The sequence below is a fragment of the Bacillus bruguierae genome (genome assembly GCF_037104725.1).
GTDB classification, from domain to species: Bacteria; Bacillota; Bacilli; order Bacillales; family Bacillaceae_G; genus Bacillus_A; species Bacillus_A bruguierae.
The window spans coordinates 203159-220688 of the sequence record NZ_JBAWSX010000008.1 but is presented as its reverse complement, the minus strand read 5'-3'; the positions used below and the strand labels follow the sequence as shown (position 1 = coordinate 220688).

The window sequence follows — 17530 nt, the reverse complement described above, 5'->3', positions numbered from 1 at the left end:
CGTTAAAAACTTTTGCTGATTTAGCAAGCAGCATAACGTTATTAATCAATGTTTGTCTGTCAATGCTTGCAACTCCAAAAGTCATTTGAGGCTGAAAATCGATCAAAATTAATGCACTGTTCTCCGGAGTTAACAATTCTAAATTACTCATAATAAAACTCTCCTTTTTTAAAATTGTTTCAAATAAAGTTTTTTGAAACAATTATATTTTCTATTAGTTTTAGCTGTAATCGTAAAAATAAAAGCTTTGCTATACTTCTTAATTTAAAAAGGAGCGCTGATTTAGCCAGCGCTAAATTTATGCATTTTGTTTACTAAGATCTCGCTGAGCTCCCATATAGCTTCCAATTATATTTTGATAACCTGGAAGATTACTAGCAAGCAAATTGCCAAAACCTTCGACATCGTTGCGCCAATCGCGCTGTAATTCGCACGCTACGCTAAACCAGTTCATAAGTTGCACGCCACTATGTGCCATACGCGTATTGGCAGCATCTGCAACTTGTTTACTGAAAGTTCCTGAAGCATCAGTAACAGCAAATACTTCATACCCAGCTTTTATAGCGGAAAGTGCCGGGAAAGCAACGCAAACATCCGTAACTACGCCCGCGATGATAAGTTGTTTTTTTCCAGTTTCTTCGATTGCTTTTACAAAATCATCATTATCCCATGCGTTAATTTGTCCAGGTCGAGCTATTTTTGGTGCGTGAGGAAATAGATCAACCAATTCTTGCATTAAAGGTCCGTTAGGTCCGTGTTCAAAGCTTGTTGTTAAAATAACTGGTAAATCAAAAAACTTAGTAGTGTGAGCAAGAGCTAAAACATTGTTCTTGAATTCATCAACACCATAGTCACGTACTAGTCCGGACATAAGGCCAGTTTGATGGTCCACTAAAAGAACGACAGCATCATCTTTGTTAATACGAGAATAGAGATCAGACATTATGTATTCCTCCTAAAAATTAAGTAATCGAAGAAAGTTTAAACAGTGGAACATTATCATAAATTCCTAGTTTCGTTATATTAGTTATAGCAGCATTCACAGAACATGAAGCGCTATACAAATTTATAGTATTTGAAAACCAATTCATTAATCAATTCTAAATTATCTATAATTTTCATAGATGGTAACTATAGTTATTTTTACCATAAAATTGATTGGTTTTACCTATACATTCTATAGATAGAACAATATTGATAGTCACCTATTTTTGTTATTAGAATTGAATATGAGGAATGTTCAGCAATTATTTCATGATGAAAAAGGTATTAGATGGGGAATTGTTACAAAAACAGAAAATGAATTCAGCGGAACAATAGAGTTTCATGCTTAGAGTCCACAACATAGACGTGCATAAATAGGTTACGAGATTCATCCGGATTATTGAAGAAAAGGATATATATTAGAATATTTTTTGGAGGTAGAAGAATGGCAAAAATTACTGTAGGAACCGAAAATCAAGCACCCATTGAGCTATATTATGAGGATCATGGCACAGGGAAGCCAGTAGTATTCATTCACGGTTGGCCATTAAGTGGTCGATCTTGGGAATACCAAGTTCTTGCTCTCGTTGAGGCTGGATACAGAGTCATAACTTATGACCGTCGAGGGTTCGGGAAATCTTCTCAGCCATGGAACGGTTATGACTATGATACGTTTGCTACTGATTTACATCTGTTACTAGAGCATATGGATCTCCAAGATGTCACACTGGTCGGATTTTCAATGGGTGGTGGAGAAGTAGCTCGCTATATCGGAAACTATGGAACAAATAGAGTAGAGAAGGCTGTATTTGCAGGAGCTGTACCACCATTTCTTTACAAGTCAGCAGATCATCCTGAGGGAGTATTAGATGATGCAGCAATTCAAGAGTTTGAAAATGGAGTAAAAAATGATCGCCTAGCATTTCTTGATGAGTTTACGAAAGGATTTTTTACTGCTGGAGATCGAACTGACTTAGTCAGTGAACCATTTCGACTTTACAATAGGGATATTGCAGCGGGTGCATCGCCTAAAGGAACACTAGATTGTATCGCTGCTTTCAGCAAAACGGACTTCAGAGAAGATTTAGCCAAGTTTAATATACCTACCCTTGTTATTCATGGTGATTCAGATGCAACTGTTCCATTTGAATATAGTGGAAAGCTAACGCATGAAGCAATTCCTAATTCTAAGGTAGCTTTAATAAAGGGTGGTCCACATGGGTTCAATGCAACACATGCCAAAGAATTTAATGAAGCACTGCTATCATTTTTAAAGGGCTGATTACAAATGAATATTTTTTAACTGATAGAAAAGGGGCATTTTACTTTCTCTGAAAAGGTTGTTGATAAGCGATTAGTTACACTCGATTCTCAAATGTTAATAGGTTGCAAATATACACTTTTATGAGGAAAATGATACCTTGGAAGGGGGGACACACATCCATCAACTTAAGAATTTTATAAAGCTCTCAAAATGAAAAAATACGCTATTCTTTCTGTAGAATCATAGGGAAGGATGGCGTTTTTGTATGTCTATTTCTGTATCTGATGAATTACAACTATTTGCTCAAGAAATTCAAAGCTTCTTATCCCAAAATATCTTACGAGATCTTGCTAGAGATGTTGGTTTTGTGCAGCGAACTAGTAAGTACCAAGCAAAAGATTTAGTCGCTTTATGTGTATGGATGAGCTCAAATGTTGCTACACAACAGTAAATATTGGATGTGGTCCCACCTACATTTTAACGAAAATATACACTAAGCAATTTATCAATCTTAATTAGAATTAGAAACATTCGTTAGGACTATATGCTTCTAAATTTTAAAATGGAGAATATAAACTTTTATAAACTGAGAAGTATGATGATAATAACCTTTAGCCATAATTACGACTAAAGGTTTTTTTAGTATAAAAAATGAAACAAATATAAAATTACAAGGAGACAATTTTATGGAAAATAATAAAAATGGAATACTCGCTTTGATTGTTTTTGCTTTAGGTTTAGCATTTTTTGTTGGTGGCATGGTTTATTCATTATGGGGATCATTTTGAATACTTAAATGCTTACATTGTCGGTTTGAAACAAAGATGAACGGTTTGTAAGAAAGTCGTACTGTTTATAAAAAAGATGAACTGAAATAACTTATTTAAGTGGCGAAGGGATTTCATTTCATCCTTTTTATTGAACTAATGGAGCAGGATAGTTGTAGAATATCGGTTAAAAAGTATTAACAGTTTTTTCGTTTTGAGGAGAAATACATTTCTTAACTTGTTAATCGTTCGTTCAATAATAAAAAACTGAATCTATAGAGTGGTGACTTTCAATTTAAGTGAAACTTAGTAATCATTAACAGGGAGCAAAGGGCGATACATAATAGGTGATGAAAGTACTACAGATGTGTTTAATTGTCCGAAAGGAATAAGTCGATCTACGAGGGCTGTTACATCTTTCATTGAAGCGACTGCTACCTTCATAAAATAACTATTTGTTCCTGTCACCCTATGACACTCTAGAATATCCATTTCCTTTTTAATTATCTCCTCAAATCGGTGACACTCTATTTTTAAGTTGCCTATTTGAATGATTACAAGTGTACTTTTTCCAATTTCCTCATGAGAAATACGTGCTGTAAAACCTTGAATGACCCCATTTTCTTGCAATCGTCGTAATCGCTCATTTACACTAGGGCGACTAAGATTCAATTTTTTCGATAACTGAATAATTGTTATTCGGCCATCCTCCTGAAGGAGTTCTAATATTTTTCGGTCAATGTTGTCCAAAGTTATCCTCTCCTTTTCCTAATTGTAAATAATTATATTGTTATTTATTCAAAACATAAAGTTTCAACAGTCTGAAATATTCAATAGTTTATATAAAATAAGTAAATAACCTTCTATAATTAAATTATACATAAATAGTAAGGAGAGGATGATTTTGTCACAATTATTGAAGCGAACCATTTCAGTTCCACAAGGCATCGCCTTATATGTCGGAGCTGTTTTAGGATCAGGAATTTTGATATTGCCCGGTATGACAGCGGGTATTGCGGGTTCAAATGCATTAGTTTCATGGATAATAATGATACTTCTTAGCATTCCATTAGCCTGTACATTTGCCTTTCTTTCAATCGATTTCCCTAGTTCAGGAGGAATATTGACTTTTGCAAATAAAGCTTTTGGGCATTATGCAGGTGCCCTCACTGGCTGGTTTTTTTTCATTGCAGGAAGTGTAGGTCAAATTATTGTCTCATTGACGGGTGGGACTTACATAGCTTTTGCATTTAATTTTCCACATTTTGCTGCCTATGTCATTGCAAGTGTATTGCTCATCATTGCGGTTATCGGAAACTATGTGGGATTAAAAACAAGTGGGAAAGTTCAATTAGGTTTGGCCGGGCTTACATTTTTAATTTTATTGAGTACATCAGTGTTAGCTTTTCCAGTTATTAACCTTGAGAGTATAACACTCCATATTACAAAGAACAGCCTCATTCCAATCGGTCAATCTGTAATGCTTATTTTTTGGTCATTTTTTGGATGGGAAGCTATCTCCAGTTTAGCACCAGAATTTAAAAACCCAAGAAAACAAAACATCATGCGATCTACATGGGGAGCTATTGTTATAATCGGTGTTTTGTACTTTGGTATTATTTTGGCTGTGATTGGTACGGAATCCTATTCAACAGGAGAACAAACTGTTAATCAGGCTATGAATAATGCAGCACTAGCCCAAGTTGTGGAAAAAGTTGCAGGGGTAAATGGTGCCTGGGTAACGGCAATTCTCGCTTTTATTATATGTTTAGGAACAAACAACGCATTTGTTGCGAGTATGAGTCGGTTAGGTTATTCCTTATCTCATGAACATCTAGCCCCCTCATGGTTGGATCACATTAATAAAAAATATTCAACCCCTAGTCGTGCGGTTTTATTAGTAGGATCGATTGCAGCAATGGGTTTATTGTTAAGTTTTATTTTTGACATTGGATTAGAACAATTAGTATTTATTCCTAACTCATTAGCAATCGCCACTTATGTTGTTGGCACAGCAGCTGGAGTTAAGCTGATTACAAATGTCTTGGGTAAGGTGTTAGCTGCGATAGCTTGTATACTTTGTCTTGCGGCTTATCCTTTCATCGGTTCTTTTATCGCGATTCCAATCATTGTAGCCGTTTCATGTATTGTATATATCACTTGGAGAGAAAAAAGGAAGAAATATCGTGAAGAAGAAGCGTAGTTCATTTCATTTTTAAGAACGTTTGAACTCAGCTACACGAAAGTTCAGTTTATTTCCATCCTTAAGTTGATGGGCATGAGTAGAAGAACAAGATAGAAATTATGAGACATTTTATGTTTATTGGAATATTTGATAAAATTATTATGGTAATAATTGAGAAGAGTTTAGGGGGATATATTAAATGAGTTCATTAGCATTATATGAATCGTTTCGAAGTGATACAATTCATTCGGATTTAAAGTGGTATTGTCAACCAGAGAATTGGAACATAAAAAAGGAAAATACTGGACTTATCATTGAACCTAATGAGATGACTGATTATTGGCAAAAAACTCACTATGGTTTTGCTGTTGACAATGGACATTTTCTTTATACAGAGATGAATGAGGATGTCATTATTACGACTAGAGTACGATCATATCCTGTACATCAATATGATCAAGCGGGACTAATGGTTCGCTTTTCTAAGGATTGTTGGATCAAAACATCTATTGAATACGAACCAAATGGTTCATGTAAACTTGGAGCAGTTGTTACAAATAACGGATACTCAGATTGGTCTACTCAAAATTATACTCAGGGGTCATTAGATTTATATTTTCGTATTCGTAGGGAATCTGGAGATTATATCGTCGAATTTTTGGAAGTTGAAGAAGATAAAACATTTTCAATAAGTGAACTGATGGAACGAGAGTGGACTCAACTACGTATTGCGAGATTAATGGAGGATACTGAGGGACAAGTATTTCAATGCGGAGTATATGCTTGTAGTCCACAAGGAAAAGGTTTTGTAGCCGAATTTGACTTTTTATCTATCGAAAAAGGAGTTTTGGTACAAAAACAGAACAAAAAACGAGATTAATGAGCGATAGACAAGTAATGGAGGTTTTCAAGAAATATGGGCCAATACATAGAAACTCTAAGTTCTTATGTATTGGCTATGTGTAAGAATTCGATTCTAGAAGCTAGTTTAATTGAGATTGCTAGGTTTTCGAATCCATACAAATAACATTTCGCTTATCACACCTATTACAATGCCTATCGCATAAGCCAATAAGTCACTCCATAAAAAGCCATAACCTAATATTAATCCACCTAAAGTTGTTTCGCGAATATGATCAATCCAACTAGCATGATACAATTGGCTGAACTCAATGATATAACAAAACGATATGGCAAGTAACGCAATAACTTTTGTTTGAACGCTTTTGAAAATAAATCCAAAACCAATAAAAATCATTAATGCCCACAGTGCATCTCCTAAGTATGTATTCAAAATATGTGGTAACACATGAGCAATTTTTCTTGAGCATAGTCCTAATACAATTACAATGATGGTCATCATTGCGTACAGTAATCGATTGCGTTTAAATGTCATACGAAATTTTCTCCTCAAAGTATTTTTTCAAAAATGAATAGATGAATGAATTATATTTTTTACTTATACATTAAAATAGTGTCACGTGTTGCAAATATGTTCTTTTTATGAATACAGTGTAGCTATTCACTTGTAGTTTATATCATTCCTGGAATGAGAGGATTTTTATATATTATAAGATGAATAACAATAAAAGGAAATGTTCAATCGTTGTTTCTATATAGTGGATCAGCGGTGTGGAACGTATAAAAAGAGTTGCTTCGTTATTTTTTTTTTGTGGTTTGGACATACCTTCTTTATTGAAAGAATTAGCAACAAGTTTCTTTAGAGTCTGTCCTAAAGAATATTTTTCATAAAAATAGAACCAACTATAATCTGATTTGAACACATTTGTTTGGAAAAATGGAGGCTTATTTATGTTTAGTCAAAAAAGAATAAGAGATTATGGTGTGAAAATAGGACGCTTAGAAACAGGCTACTATAACTCTATTACAGATGTTGAAGGAGTTACTGTTGGGCATGTAACTCTTAGTGATAAGGATATACAAACGGGTGTCACAGCTATTCTTCCTCATCAAGGCAATATATTTAAGGAAAAACTAATTGCTTCAAGCCATGTAATTAATGGGTTTGGCAAGACTATGGGGACCATACAAATCAATGAGCTAGGTACATTAGAATCTCCCATAATTTTAACGAATACATTAAGTATCGGAACAGCTGCAGATGCATTAATTGAATATATGCTAGAACATAATCCAGAAATAGGACGAACGACTGGAACTGTTAATCCAATCGTATGTGAATGCAACGACATGCTATTAAACGATGTTCGAGCTAGATTTATAACTAAAGAACATGTTATTCAAGCATTAAACAATGCCTCATCCGAAGTTCAAGAAGGCACTGTTGGAGCAGGTACTGGAATGCTGTGTTATTCATTAAAAGGTGGTATTGGTACTGCCTCCAGACGAATGAGAATGGAACATGGAACTTATACGATGGGTGTTTTAGTGTTGTCTAACTTTGGAATCTTGAGTGATTTAAAAGTGAATGGAAAAGCTGTTGGAGAAGAATTGAGAGATGCTATCCTTCAGTCGCGTGAGGAACAAGATAAGGGGTCAATTATTATAATTGTTGGAACAGATCTTCCCGTATCAGAAAGACAGCTAAACCGGATTATAAAAAGAACTATAACAGGCTTATCACGTACTGGTTCTATCATTACAACTGGAAGTGGTGAGGTGGTAATTGGTTTTTCAACAGCTACAAAAATATCCCATGAAAAAACTGCACATTGCATTTCGGTTCCAATGATTCATGAAGAAGATATAGATTTAGCATTTCGAGCTATTGGTGAGGCTACTGAAGAGGCAGTTTTGAACTCATTAGTGACTGCCACACATGTTATTGGACGAAATAGAAATGAAAGACCTGCTTTCAAAGATTTATTAGATAAATACAACATTCAATTAACATAGAAAGTGTAAATAATTTTTTATAAGTGACATTTCTTCCTAACAAGCCAAGCGATAACACTGATTCTGGGACTTTTCATTCCCAGAATCAGTGTTATCGGAAGTCAATGTTGTCGTTAGTTCGGATTCGATTTTTGTATAGTTGACGAAATTTGATGAAAGAGATAATCCTCCAAGGTAAGATATATCCCAGCGCTACAGTCATAAATAGTGCTACCTCTGTTTCTGGACCTAGCCATGTTAAATAATCACGAAGTAAAAATCGGACAATAAATACGATAAGAAAGGTAATGATAAAGCTCTTGTTTCTTACAGCATAAATATGCTGATCTGATCGGAGTTCATAGTTAGTGGTCCAAATAAGTGGAATGGACAAAAGGAACCCAAAGATAGCTGCACAAATCCATTCCCAGGCAGCGGCATGTGCATTTGGATTCAGGATTGTGAAAAGACTAGGTAATAGTAGAAATAATATGGGTAAAAGAAGACGGGTTCCGTTTCCTTTAATCGGACGATACATTGCCCTAGTTCTCCGCCATAAGACCAACGCAGCAATTATGATTACAATAGAGTAAAATGAAGAAGCATTCATAATCTCACCCCTATGCGTAGTATATTTCAATTATTTATATGGGAATTACAAATGATTGATACTGTCAATATTACGAAAATCATTCATATTGAAATTATTAGATAAAATATTTAATGATAATTATGATAGGATTAAACATTCTGAATAAGATGGAAAAAATAGAAGCGTCTATATTACATAATAATGAAGGGGATGCAAGAGATGAATCACCAAAAAGAATACTGGAATGAAGTAGCGAATGAAAAACAATTTACTACACCTTTTCAATTTGATTGGTTTTCAAAATATGTGAACAAAGAAGCTGCTATATTAGATTATGGATGTGGATATGGAAGAACGTTACTTGAGCTGAAACAAAATCAATTCATGAATTTGTACGGTGTATTTGAGTTAGCTGATGGTGCAGTTTTACGTCATCATCATGAGGAACGAGTAAAAGAATAGACAAGCAAATTTCAGCAGTTAGAATATGAAAAAGTAGAATATGTGACGATGAATGGCAACCGCTCTAATGGATTAGTATATATGGGAAGTTTGAAGTAATAAATTTCTTGAATCTTATGTGACGAAGGGATGAATCCATTGCATACAGTAAAAGTTTATCATTATGATGCATTTAGCAATAAACCAAATAAGGGAAATCCAGCAGGAGTTGTTTTACATGCTGACAAATTAACAGATGATGAGATGCAAAATATAGCTTATAAAGTAGGATTTAACGAGACTGCCTTTTTAATGCAAGCAAGCGTAGCGGATTGGAGAATTCGTTATTTTACGCCAGGGTATGAAATGGATCTTTGCGGTCACGGAACTGTAGCTGCTATTTACGCATTGCAAACTAGAGGCTTCATAAAAGAGGCAGGAAACTTTACAATTGAAACGAAAGCAGGAGTTTTACCAATACAAGTGGAGTTAGATTCTAGCAGTAGACCATACATAACGATGAAACAAGCAAATCCACAGTTTCAAAAATTTCATAGTTCAAGAGAAGAACTAGCTGCTTCCATAGGTCTACATGAGAATGATTTAGAAGAAAACCTACCAATTGTATATGGAAGTACAGGGAATTGGACTCTATTAGTTCCAGTGAAAAAGCTTGCGTCGTTTAAAGAGATGAAACCTAACAACAAGTTATTCCCATCTATCTTAAAAGAAATGCCCCGGGCTTCCATTCACCCTTTCTGTTTCGAAACATACGACTCAAATGCTCACATGCATGCACGTCATTTTTCATCAGCATATGCTGGTACAATAGAAGACCCAGTGACTGGAACAGCGTCTGGAGTTATGGGGGCATATTACGTTACGTTTATCGATAAGGAATGTAAAGAGGAAAAAGAGTTCTTAATAGAGCAAGGGCACGAAATGGGGAAAGATGGACGAGTGAGAGTAATGGTGAGAAAAGAATGGAATGGTATTTTAGAAGTTGAGATTTCGGGAAGTGCGGTGTATGTGGACGGGTTTGAAGTTACTTTATAAAAATGTTTGGCAATTGTTAACGGATGGAGGTATTTAGATTTTGAATGCATTATTAGGAATTTCAGAAATTATTGATGAAAACAAAGTTAAGATCAACTACAGAGAAGCTGTTAGAGCTATTATTATTCAAGACAATAAGATTCTTCTCGTTCATTCTAACTTGGGGGATTATATATTTCCTGGAGGTGGAATTGAAAAGAATGAAAGACATGCAGAAGGATTAATGAGAGAGGTAGCTGAAGAGACAGGCTATCTTAACTGTGCAATTAGAAATAAAATGGGTGTGGTCGTTGAAAGATATATAGATGAATATGATGAAAATGCTATATTTCAAATGACATCACATTATTATTTTTGTGAAGTGGATGGTGAGAAAACCACTCAAAAATTAGAAGGCTATGAGCTTGAACAAGAATTTACACCACAATGGGTGAGGCTTAATGATGCGATTAATCAAAATGAAAAAATCATTAATCAATGTGAACGTAATTGGTGGATACATCGAGAAAATTTTGTTTTAAAAGAACTGAATAAAATTAAAAATTGAATTCATTATGTAAAAGAAAGTGAGAGTGGAAATTTGAATATTAGAGTAGCAAATAATTTAGATTACCCTGCTTTAAGGCTGATATATTTAGAATCACGTCGTAAAAGTTTCCATTGGGCGGATATAGAGGAAATGACTCTAGAAGATTTTGATAAGGATACTGTAGGAGAATTTATTATTTTAGCAGAAGAGAATAATCGTATTCTTGGATTTGCTTCTTTATATTTGCCAGAAAACTTTATACATAATTTATTTGTTCATCCTAATTTTTTCGGTAAGGGTGTTGGTGGAGCGTTGATTCATGCCTCCATAGAAAAAATGAATAAACCGTTAAGATTGAAGTGCGTATCTAAAAATGAAAAAGCAATGAAATTCTATGAAAATAAAGGTTGGAAGAAAGTTGTTGAAGAAGGAGAAACGGGAGAAAGATATTGGGTTATGGTATTTGAATGAAATATATATATAAGAGCCTTTGATTAGGCTCTTTTTTCTGGTACTTATGTTAAATACAAATGAAATTGGAAAAATAGTATAAATAATGGTAGTATATGGTTGTTGCGCCCGAGTCAATGAATTTACCATCTAGTTGCAGAGTACCGAAAAAAAGTGAAGCAAACAAAAAATAACTCCAAAATCAACTGTTATTGTATATTTTGGAGTTACTTAATGTTTACTTATAATGAGTATTTGAGACGAGTGAAAGGTTTATTGTAAGTTGTATAAAGTGAGATATGATAATTATGGGGGGTTGGGATGTTAGAGAATAATAGTTTAAGTAATAAATTTGAAAATTTTTTATTGATTTTCATTATGTTACAACCTATTTTAGATTTACTCACATCATTCTGTATTATGGTTTTAAAAATTGATACAACAATTGGAGTTATTACGCGTTTATTTGTAATGGCTCTTGGTGGAATCTATATTTTGCTTCAAGCAAGAGAAAAAGAGAATCGTAAATATATCATCTACTTAATAGTAGTTGGGATTGTTTGTGCGGCAGGTTTTGTAAATAATAAATTTGTCAAAAGCCCTATCATATTGGGGGAAGAAATTAAATTTATAGCAAAATCTTTATACCCACTCATTATGCTTACTTGTTACATCTTTGTGTTTAAATCATTAAAAAATAAAGTAAATACGTATTCGAAAATGTGTATTTATATCGTATATTCAACATTAATTATAAATGCAATCATGGTTATTTCGATTGCAACAGGAACAGATTATAATAGTTACACGTCTATAAAAATCGGTTCACGCGGTTGGTTCTATGCAGGGAATGAATTAGGTTCCATTTTAGCAGTGGTATGCCCAATTGTTGTTCTATACTCAATTGAAAAAACAACAAGTATAGCAAAGAGTTATTTTTGGATTCCTTCTCTGTTAATGATTTTCTCATTATTTGCTATTGGTACAAAGGTGGGATTTGGGGCCATTGTTGGTACAATGATTGTTGCTGTGTTTATGTGTTATGTTCAAGCATTTTTACAGCGTAAAGATAGAAAAAAGAAACCATATTTACTGAACGGTATCATTGCAACTGTTGTTTTTGCTGGAATATTAGCGTATACACCGTTTTCTCCATTCCTCAAAAATATAGGGTTTCATTTCCAATTTCTTGAGAATAAACAAGAGATGAAAGAGGCAGAGGAAAAGAAAGAAGGTAAACAACATCAGAAACCTCCTGCTACACAAGAGGAAAAGGAAGTAAAGAAGAAAGAGGAAACACAATCGCTTATTTTCAGTGGACGTGAGGTGTTTGAGAAAATATATAAAGACTATTATACAGAAGCACCGACGTCTCAAAAGTTATTAGGTATGGGATACGCTGGAAATTTCAAAGAGAATCCGGGTCCGAAGCTAATTGAAAGAGATTTCCATGATTGGTTCTATGCATTTGGAATTATCGGTTTTGCTCTACTTTTAATTCTATTTTTATACTTTGGTATAAAAATTCTTTTCGTGCTAATAACTAGGTTTAGAGAGGTATTTACAGTAAAATACGGATTATTAGCAACCTCGCTAGCATTAAGTTTAGGTATTGCGTTTATAGCAGGTCATGTATTAACAGCTCCTGGAGTAAGTATTTATTTTGTTGTAATTTTTGCATATTTAATTGTGGATTTAGAAATGGAATGATAGAAAAATAAATGAAACTCAAGTCATTGAATTTAAGGCTAAATAATTCATAATACAAAAAAAGATAGAGTAGTAGAATCTTCTACTTCGTCTATCTTTTTTGTTCATAAATATAAAAAAACGATTAAGCGGAATGTACCTTTTATTTCACTATATTATAATAAGGGAAATAAAATATATACCTTCTATAGGAGGAAAAGTTATGGGAGTACATGATGTATTATTTAAGAGCAAAAAATTGGAAGAATTTATTCTGCGCGATTTTAACTGACTGTATTTTTGTCATGGATTTGTGTACGAATTAAATATGCCCAGTACTCTTCTGAGACATTTTTCATTACAGATAACGATTGGTCTTTCGATGTGATTTGCTGTATATTTTCTAAATGCAATCCATGCGACTTATCTTTGCTATCAAGTATTTCAATTTTTGTTATTTGTTTGTTATTGCCTTGAACAAGTTGTAAGAGAGCAAATAATCGTTCGAGTTCTTTAGTTTTAAATTGACTATAATCAATCTTAGGGATCGCTTTTAAAGTTAATACTAATTCATTTGTTGGTCTTTCTTCATCAATCTTTCTATCTTCAAAATTAATGTCTTCATTCTTAATCTCACTATCATCAATAATATATTGAATTACATTTTCATCAGATAAAGAATTCTAAATGTGTTTTGATTAGACTTTTTTTATGGATTTATTTTTATTTTCTGTAGAATAAGAATCTGTAAGTTGTTTTTAATCCCTTAAATGTGTTGTTCCAGAATCGTGCATGTTGCTTACTTAACTATCAAATGCTTGCCGACAGCCATTTCCCGTCTATATTCAAAACAAATTGGTTCATTCATACACATAAAGCGACTAAATCTTTTGCTTGATACTTATTGGTTCGTTGCACAAAACTAATATTTCTAGCAAAATCTCGTCAGATATAGAAACAGACAGACAAAAAGCGCCATCCTTTCTAATCTAGCTTGTTTAGAAAAAATAAAGGTTTTTAAGTACTTTTGGGTATTAAAATATCTTAAGCTGAAGGGCATTTATGATGAGATCACTAAACTGGAAGTCAGATTCCCTAGTACTATGATCTAGTTTTACACGTATCTCGACTGTATCTCCCTATTGTAAAAACAGAGTGGACTAGTATAAAATCGGGTGTATGAAAATATATAATGAGCAAATTTTTTAGAGCGCCAATAGAATAGAAACGAAATGATATAGGGGTGGAGTAGAATGAATCGAATTTCAATTTTAATAGCTGACGATGAGATAGAAGTTGCTAATTTAATTGCGATACATTTAGAAAAAGAAGGCTACCATGTTATTAAAGTAGCTGATGGAAAAGAAGCTATTCGTGTTATTCACTCTCAACCAATTGATTTGGTGATTTTAGATATTATGATGCCTAAAATGGACGGTTATGAAGTAACGCGTCAAATTCGTGCACAATATCATATGCCCATCATTTTTTTAAGTGCAAAAACATCTGATTTTGATAAGGTGACAGGACTTGTAATAGGTGCAGATGATTATATGACGAAACCTTTCACTCCGATTGAATTAGTTGCCCGTGTAAATGCGCAATTACGCCGATTTTTAATGTTAAATCAACCGAAAGCAGAGGACAATAAATCAGTTTTAGAAATTGGTGGAGTAGTCATTTATCCTGAACAACGGACAGTTAGTGTATATGAAGAACCAATTGAATTAACTCCAAAGGAATTTGATATTTTATATTTATTAGCAAGTCATCCGAAGAAAGTATATAGTGTGGAAAATATCTTTCAACAAGTATGGGCAGAAGATTATTACGAAGGTAGAAACACAGTAATGGTACATATACGTACCTTAAGGAAAAAACTTGGAGAAGATAAAAGAAAGAATAAATTGATAAAAACGGTTTGGGGGGTAGGTTATACTTTCAATGACTAAAATGATAAGAAGCTTTCGTTCAAAAATGATCGCACTATTTGCGTTAAGTATGATACTAGCTGGTAGCATAACGTATATGATCTACAAAGGGCTACAACTCTACTATAAAAAAGTGGTTCGTTATGAGGATTCTTTAGCTCAATTCCGTTCAACGATAAGAGAAATTGGAGACATTAATTTCTTTTTAATTATATTTATTCCTTTATCTATTTTGTTTTTCTTCTTTCTTACCAGACCATATTTGAAGTATTTTCATGAAATCTCTAATGGGATTCATCATCTTGCTAACGGTGATTTTACAAACCGAGTTCTTATTTCATCGAATGACGAGTTTGGGGGTATCGCACACGAAATTAACCTAGCAAGTGAAAAGTTAAAAGAAGCGGTAGCAAGAGGAGATTTTGCAGAAAGTAGTAAAGATCAGTTAGTTGTCAATCTGGCTCACGATTTAAGAACACCATTAACATCTGTTTTGGGTTATTTAGATTTAATTCTTAAAGATGAGAATTTGACGAGGGAACAAATTAAACATTTTTCTACTATTGCTTTTACGAAATCTCAACGACTTGAGAACTTGATAGATGAATTATTTGAAATAACAAGAATGAACTATGGCATGCTGAAGCTGGAAAAGAGACCAATTGATATAAGTGAATTACTTATACAGTTAGATGAAGAATTATATCCGTTATTAGAGAAACAAGACTTAGTAGCCAGAATGAATGTGAATCCTCACTTAACTATTAATGGAGATGGAAAATTATTAGCAAGAGTATTTGAAAATCTTTTAACGAATGCAATTCGCTACGGATATGATGGACAATTTGTTGATATCAACGGGTATATTGATAATGGAAAAGTTGTTGTACAAATTATTAATTATGGAGATAGCATTCCAAAGGAAGATTTACCGTATCTTTTTGATATGTTTTATACAGGAGACAAAGCAAGAACTCAACAGCAGGATAGTACGGGCCTTGGGTTATTTATTGCGAAAAACATTGTGGAACAGCATAATGGGACGATTTCTGCAGAAAGTAATGTAATAAGAACAATATTTGAAGTGAGGTTACCGAAAGACGATGACGTGGAATCTCATTTAATAATTTAATAAAAATTTAAAGTTTACCCCACTATTTATTTAAATAGTTTTTTCTATCCTATACGTAAGTTAGGTCAAGGAGGAACTAGGAATGAAAAAGTGGGTATTTATTTCTCTTTTTATATTGTGCACAGTATGTGTCGGTATTTATATTGCACCATTATTTCAAAATGGAGTAGATGTTAAAATCGCAGAAAAAGGTGATGAGGTAAACTCTACAAATACTGAAAAGAAAGAGATTACAAAAGAACAAATTTATAAGGGTGATTTATTATTAGTCAATAAAGATTATCCTGTTCAGAAAGATAGCATAAGGTCTGATATTATAAATGTATTTCAAAATACGGAATTAGTAAGAGGATATGTAGTGCATGATAGAAATCTTCGTTTATCAAAGGATATTTTGAGAAATTTTTTGAAGATTGTAGATGCTGCAGAAAAAGAAGGGGTTCATTATTTTTTGATCAGTAGCGGTTATCGAGATTTTAAAGAACAAAGGAATCTATATGAAAAAATGGGTTCTGATTATGCATTACCAGCAGGATATAGTGAACATAATTTAGGGCTATCACTTGATGTAGGGTCTACTCAAATGAAAATGGAGAAAGCCCCTGAAGGAAAATGGATTGAAGACAATGTATGGAAATACGGTTTTGTTTTACGCTATCCGAAAAATAAAAGTAATATTACAGGAATTCAATATGAGCCATGGCATATACGTTACGTCGGTTGGCCTCATAGTGCAATCATGCAAAAAAAGAAATTTACTTTAGAAGAATACTTAGATTTCTTGAAGGAAAAAAAGGAGATTTCAACTAATGTTGGGGGGGAAAAGTATAAGGTTTCTTATTATAAAGTTTCAAAAAATACGACCATTAATGTCCCGGTAAATCAGCATTATGAAATTTCAGGGAACAATATGGACGGAGTAATTGTGACGGTTCATAAATAGTAGTTTATACTTTATAGATTAGGCCTATATCATTAACTTTAAAAAATTTGAGTGGCAAGGCTTTTTTATTTTATTTTTAAACATTAAAACTTTATGACGAAGTAGAGAGGATGCTTAAGTTGATGGGCATGGGTGTACAGACTACTTATATTTAACATACTTATGAATTCTATATAGCTATATTATGAATGGAGAGGTGAAAATTTTGGGAAAGAAACGAATCGCATTTTTATTTTTATGTTTTTCTGTTCTTTTAGTAGTGTTTTTTTACCCAAAAGGCTACAGTGGTAAATATGTACGATGGGGTGACACTGTAGATTCTGTTAATACAGGTATTCTTGAAAAAAATCATATTCCATATAAAATTAAAGAAAATAAAGTGTATATCCCTGAAGATGCCTTTAATAAGGCGATAATGTGTTGTTCTTAAGTGTAAATAATACTTAGCTGTTTTCAGGGTATGGAAGAAATCTCCAATAGTTTTCGATGTAATAAAAACGAAATAAGTTAGATTCGTTTTTACTATGTGTATTTTCTATTAAAAAAGTGATTCATATAAAAAAATTTACCAAACCAATCTAAATAATAGAAAATGAGTACTAAAAAATCTTTTTAAAGAGAAAAAGAAGATAACTACCTATTGTAAATAGATGTTCATCTTCTTTTCGTTTCTATAATTCTGATAAATCCACTTGTTACTTTATTAGATGG

17 protein-coding genes and 2 pseudogenes are annotated in these 17530 nt (G+C 33.2%); 14 read left to right on the top strand and 5 right to left on the bottom strand.

Annotated elements, in window-relative coordinates; all coding sequences use genetic code 11:
• Together WAZ07_RS15320 and ycaC are read right to left on the bottom strand one after the other, a co-directional pair.
• Positions 1-151 (bottom strand): annotated as a pseudogene (locus WAZ07_RS15320) (hydrolase); the annotation flags it as partial.
• Positions 152-298: 147 nt separating this feature from the next.
• Positions 299-943, bottom strand: coding sequence for an isochorismate family cysteine hydrolase YcaC (gene ycaC, locus WAZ07_RS15315; protein WP_336473166.1), 645 nt, complete (start codon positions 941-943; stop codon positions 299-301).
• 486 nt (positions 944-1429) lie between these two features.
• On the opposite strand from ycaC, the gene WAZ07_RS15310 reads away from it, so the two are divergent.
• Together WAZ07_RS15310 and WAZ07_RS15305 are read left to right on the top strand one after the other, a co-directional pair.
• The gene (locus WAZ07_RS15310) at positions 1430-2266 is read left to right on the top strand and encodes an alpha/beta fold hydrolase (protein WP_090917390.1); all 837 of its coding nucleotides are present in this window, start codon (positions 1430-1432) and stop codon (positions 2264-2266) included.
• Positions 2267-2513: 247 nt separating this feature from the next.
• Positions 2514-2690, top strand: a pseudogene (locus tag WAZ07_RS15305) (IS4 family transposase); the annotation flags it as partial.
• 631 nt (positions 2691-3321) lie between these two features.
• Here the strand turns inward: WAZ07_RS15305 and WAZ07_RS15300 are convergent.
• Positions 3322-3765 (bottom strand): Lrp/AsnC family transcriptional regulator, encoded by a 444-nt coding sequence (locus WAZ07_RS15300; protein ID WP_336473165.1) that lies wholly within the window; start codon positions 3763-3765, stop codon positions 3322-3324.
• Between the two features lie 154 nt (positions 3766-3919).
• Here WAZ07_RS15300 and WAZ07_RS15295 point away from each other — a divergent pair, with 154 nt between their 5' ends.
• The gene (locus WAZ07_RS15295; protein WP_336473164.1) at positions 3920-5218 is read left to right on the top strand and encodes an APC family permease; all 1299 of its coding nucleotides are present in this window, start codon (positions 3920-3922) and stop codon (positions 5216-5218) included.
• A gap of 181 nt (positions 5219-5399) precedes the next feature.
• A complete protein-coding gene (locus WAZ07_RS15290; RefSeq protein ID WP_336473163.1) occupies positions 5400-6080 on the top strand; it encodes a DUF1349 domain-containing protein in 681 nt (226 codons plus the stop codon).
• 108 nt (positions 6081-6188) lie between these two features.
• Here the strand turns inward: WAZ07_RS15290 and WAZ07_RS15285 are convergent, their stop codons facing one another.
• Positions 6189-6596 (bottom strand): ribosomal maturation YjgA family protein, encoded by a 408-nt coding sequence (locus tag WAZ07_RS15285; RefSeq protein WP_336473162.1) that lies wholly within the window; start codon positions 6594-6596, stop codon positions 6189-6191.
• A gap of 416 nt (positions 6597-7012) precedes the next feature.
• On the opposite strand from WAZ07_RS15285, the gene WAZ07_RS15280 reads away from it, so the two are divergent.
• The gene (locus WAZ07_RS15280) at positions 7013-8077 is read left to right on the top strand and encodes a DmpA family aminopeptidase (protein WP_336473161.1); all 1065 of its coding nucleotides are present in this window, start codon (positions 7013-7015) and stop codon (positions 8075-8077) included.
• A 91-nt stretch (positions 8078-8168) separates the two neighbouring features.
• Here WAZ07_RS15280 and WAZ07_RS15275 read toward each other — a convergent pair whose 3' ends face one another.
• The gene (locus tag WAZ07_RS15275; RefSeq protein WP_336473160.1) at positions 8169-8666 is read right to left on the bottom strand and encodes a CcdC protein domain-containing protein; all 498 of its coding nucleotides are present in this window, start codon (positions 8664-8666) and stop codon (positions 8169-8171) included.
• Positions 8667-8867: 201 nt separating this feature from the next.
• Between WAZ07_RS15275 and WAZ07_RS15270 the strand changes: the two genes are divergently transcribed.
• From WAZ07_RS15270 to WAZ07_RS15230, 9 genes are all read left to right on the top strand, one after another.
• Positions 8868-9110 (top strand): methyltransferase domain-containing protein, encoded by a 243-nt coding sequence (locus WAZ07_RS15270; RefSeq protein ID WP_336473159.1) that lies wholly within the window; start codon positions 8868-8870, stop codon positions 9108-9110.
• A gap of 138 nt (positions 9111-9248) precedes the next feature.
• Positions 9249-10145 (top strand): PhzF family phenazine biosynthesis protein, encoded by an 897-nt coding sequence (locus WAZ07_RS15265; protein WP_336473158.1) that lies wholly within the window; start codon positions 9249-9251, stop codon positions 10143-10145.
• A 40-nt stretch (positions 10146-10185) separates the two neighbouring features.
• A complete protein-coding gene (locus WAZ07_RS15260) occupies positions 10186-10692 on the top strand; it encodes an NUDIX hydrolase (RefSeq protein WP_336473157.1) in 507 nt (168 codons plus the stop codon).
• 33 nt (positions 10693-10725) lie between these two features.
• A complete protein-coding gene (locus tag WAZ07_RS15255) occupies positions 10726-11145 on the top strand; it encodes a GNAT family N-acetyltransferase (protein ID WP_090917369.1) in 420 nt (139 codons plus the stop codon).
• 300 nt (positions 11146-11445) lie between these two features.
• Entirely contained in the window at positions 11446-12834 is a 1389-nt protein-coding gene (locus WAZ07_RS15250; RefSeq protein ID WP_336473156.1) for an O-antigen ligase family protein, read from the top strand.
• A 1232-nt stretch (positions 12835-14066) separates the two neighbouring features.
• Positions 14067-14765, top strand: coding sequence for a response regulator transcription factor (locus WAZ07_RS15245; RefSeq protein ID WP_336473155.1), 699 nt, complete (start codon positions 14067-14069; stop codon positions 14763-14765).
• Positions 14758-15876: a HAMP domain-containing sensor histidine kinase gene (locus tag WAZ07_RS15240; RefSeq protein ID WP_336473154.1), complete on the top strand. Its 1119-nt coding sequence runs from the start codon at positions 14758-14760 to the stop codon at positions 15874-15876. The genes WAZ07_RS15245 and WAZ07_RS15240 overlap by 8 nt, the downstream gene beginning before the upstream one ends.
• A gap of 82 nt (positions 15877-15958) precedes the next feature.
• On the top strand, positions 15959-16819 hold the full coding sequence (locus WAZ07_RS15235; protein ID WP_336473153.1) for a M15 family metallopeptidase: 861 nt from the start codon (positions 15959-15961) through the stop codon (positions 16817-16819).
• 184 nt (positions 16820-17003) lie between these two features.
• Positions 17004-17249 carry a hypothetical protein gene (locus WAZ07_RS15230; protein WP_413788894.1) on the top strand — a complete coding sequence of 82 codons (246 nt, stop codon included), beginning with the start codon at positions 17004-17006 and terminating at the stop codon, positions 17247-17249.
• Positions 17250-17530: the final 281 nt, after the last annotated feature.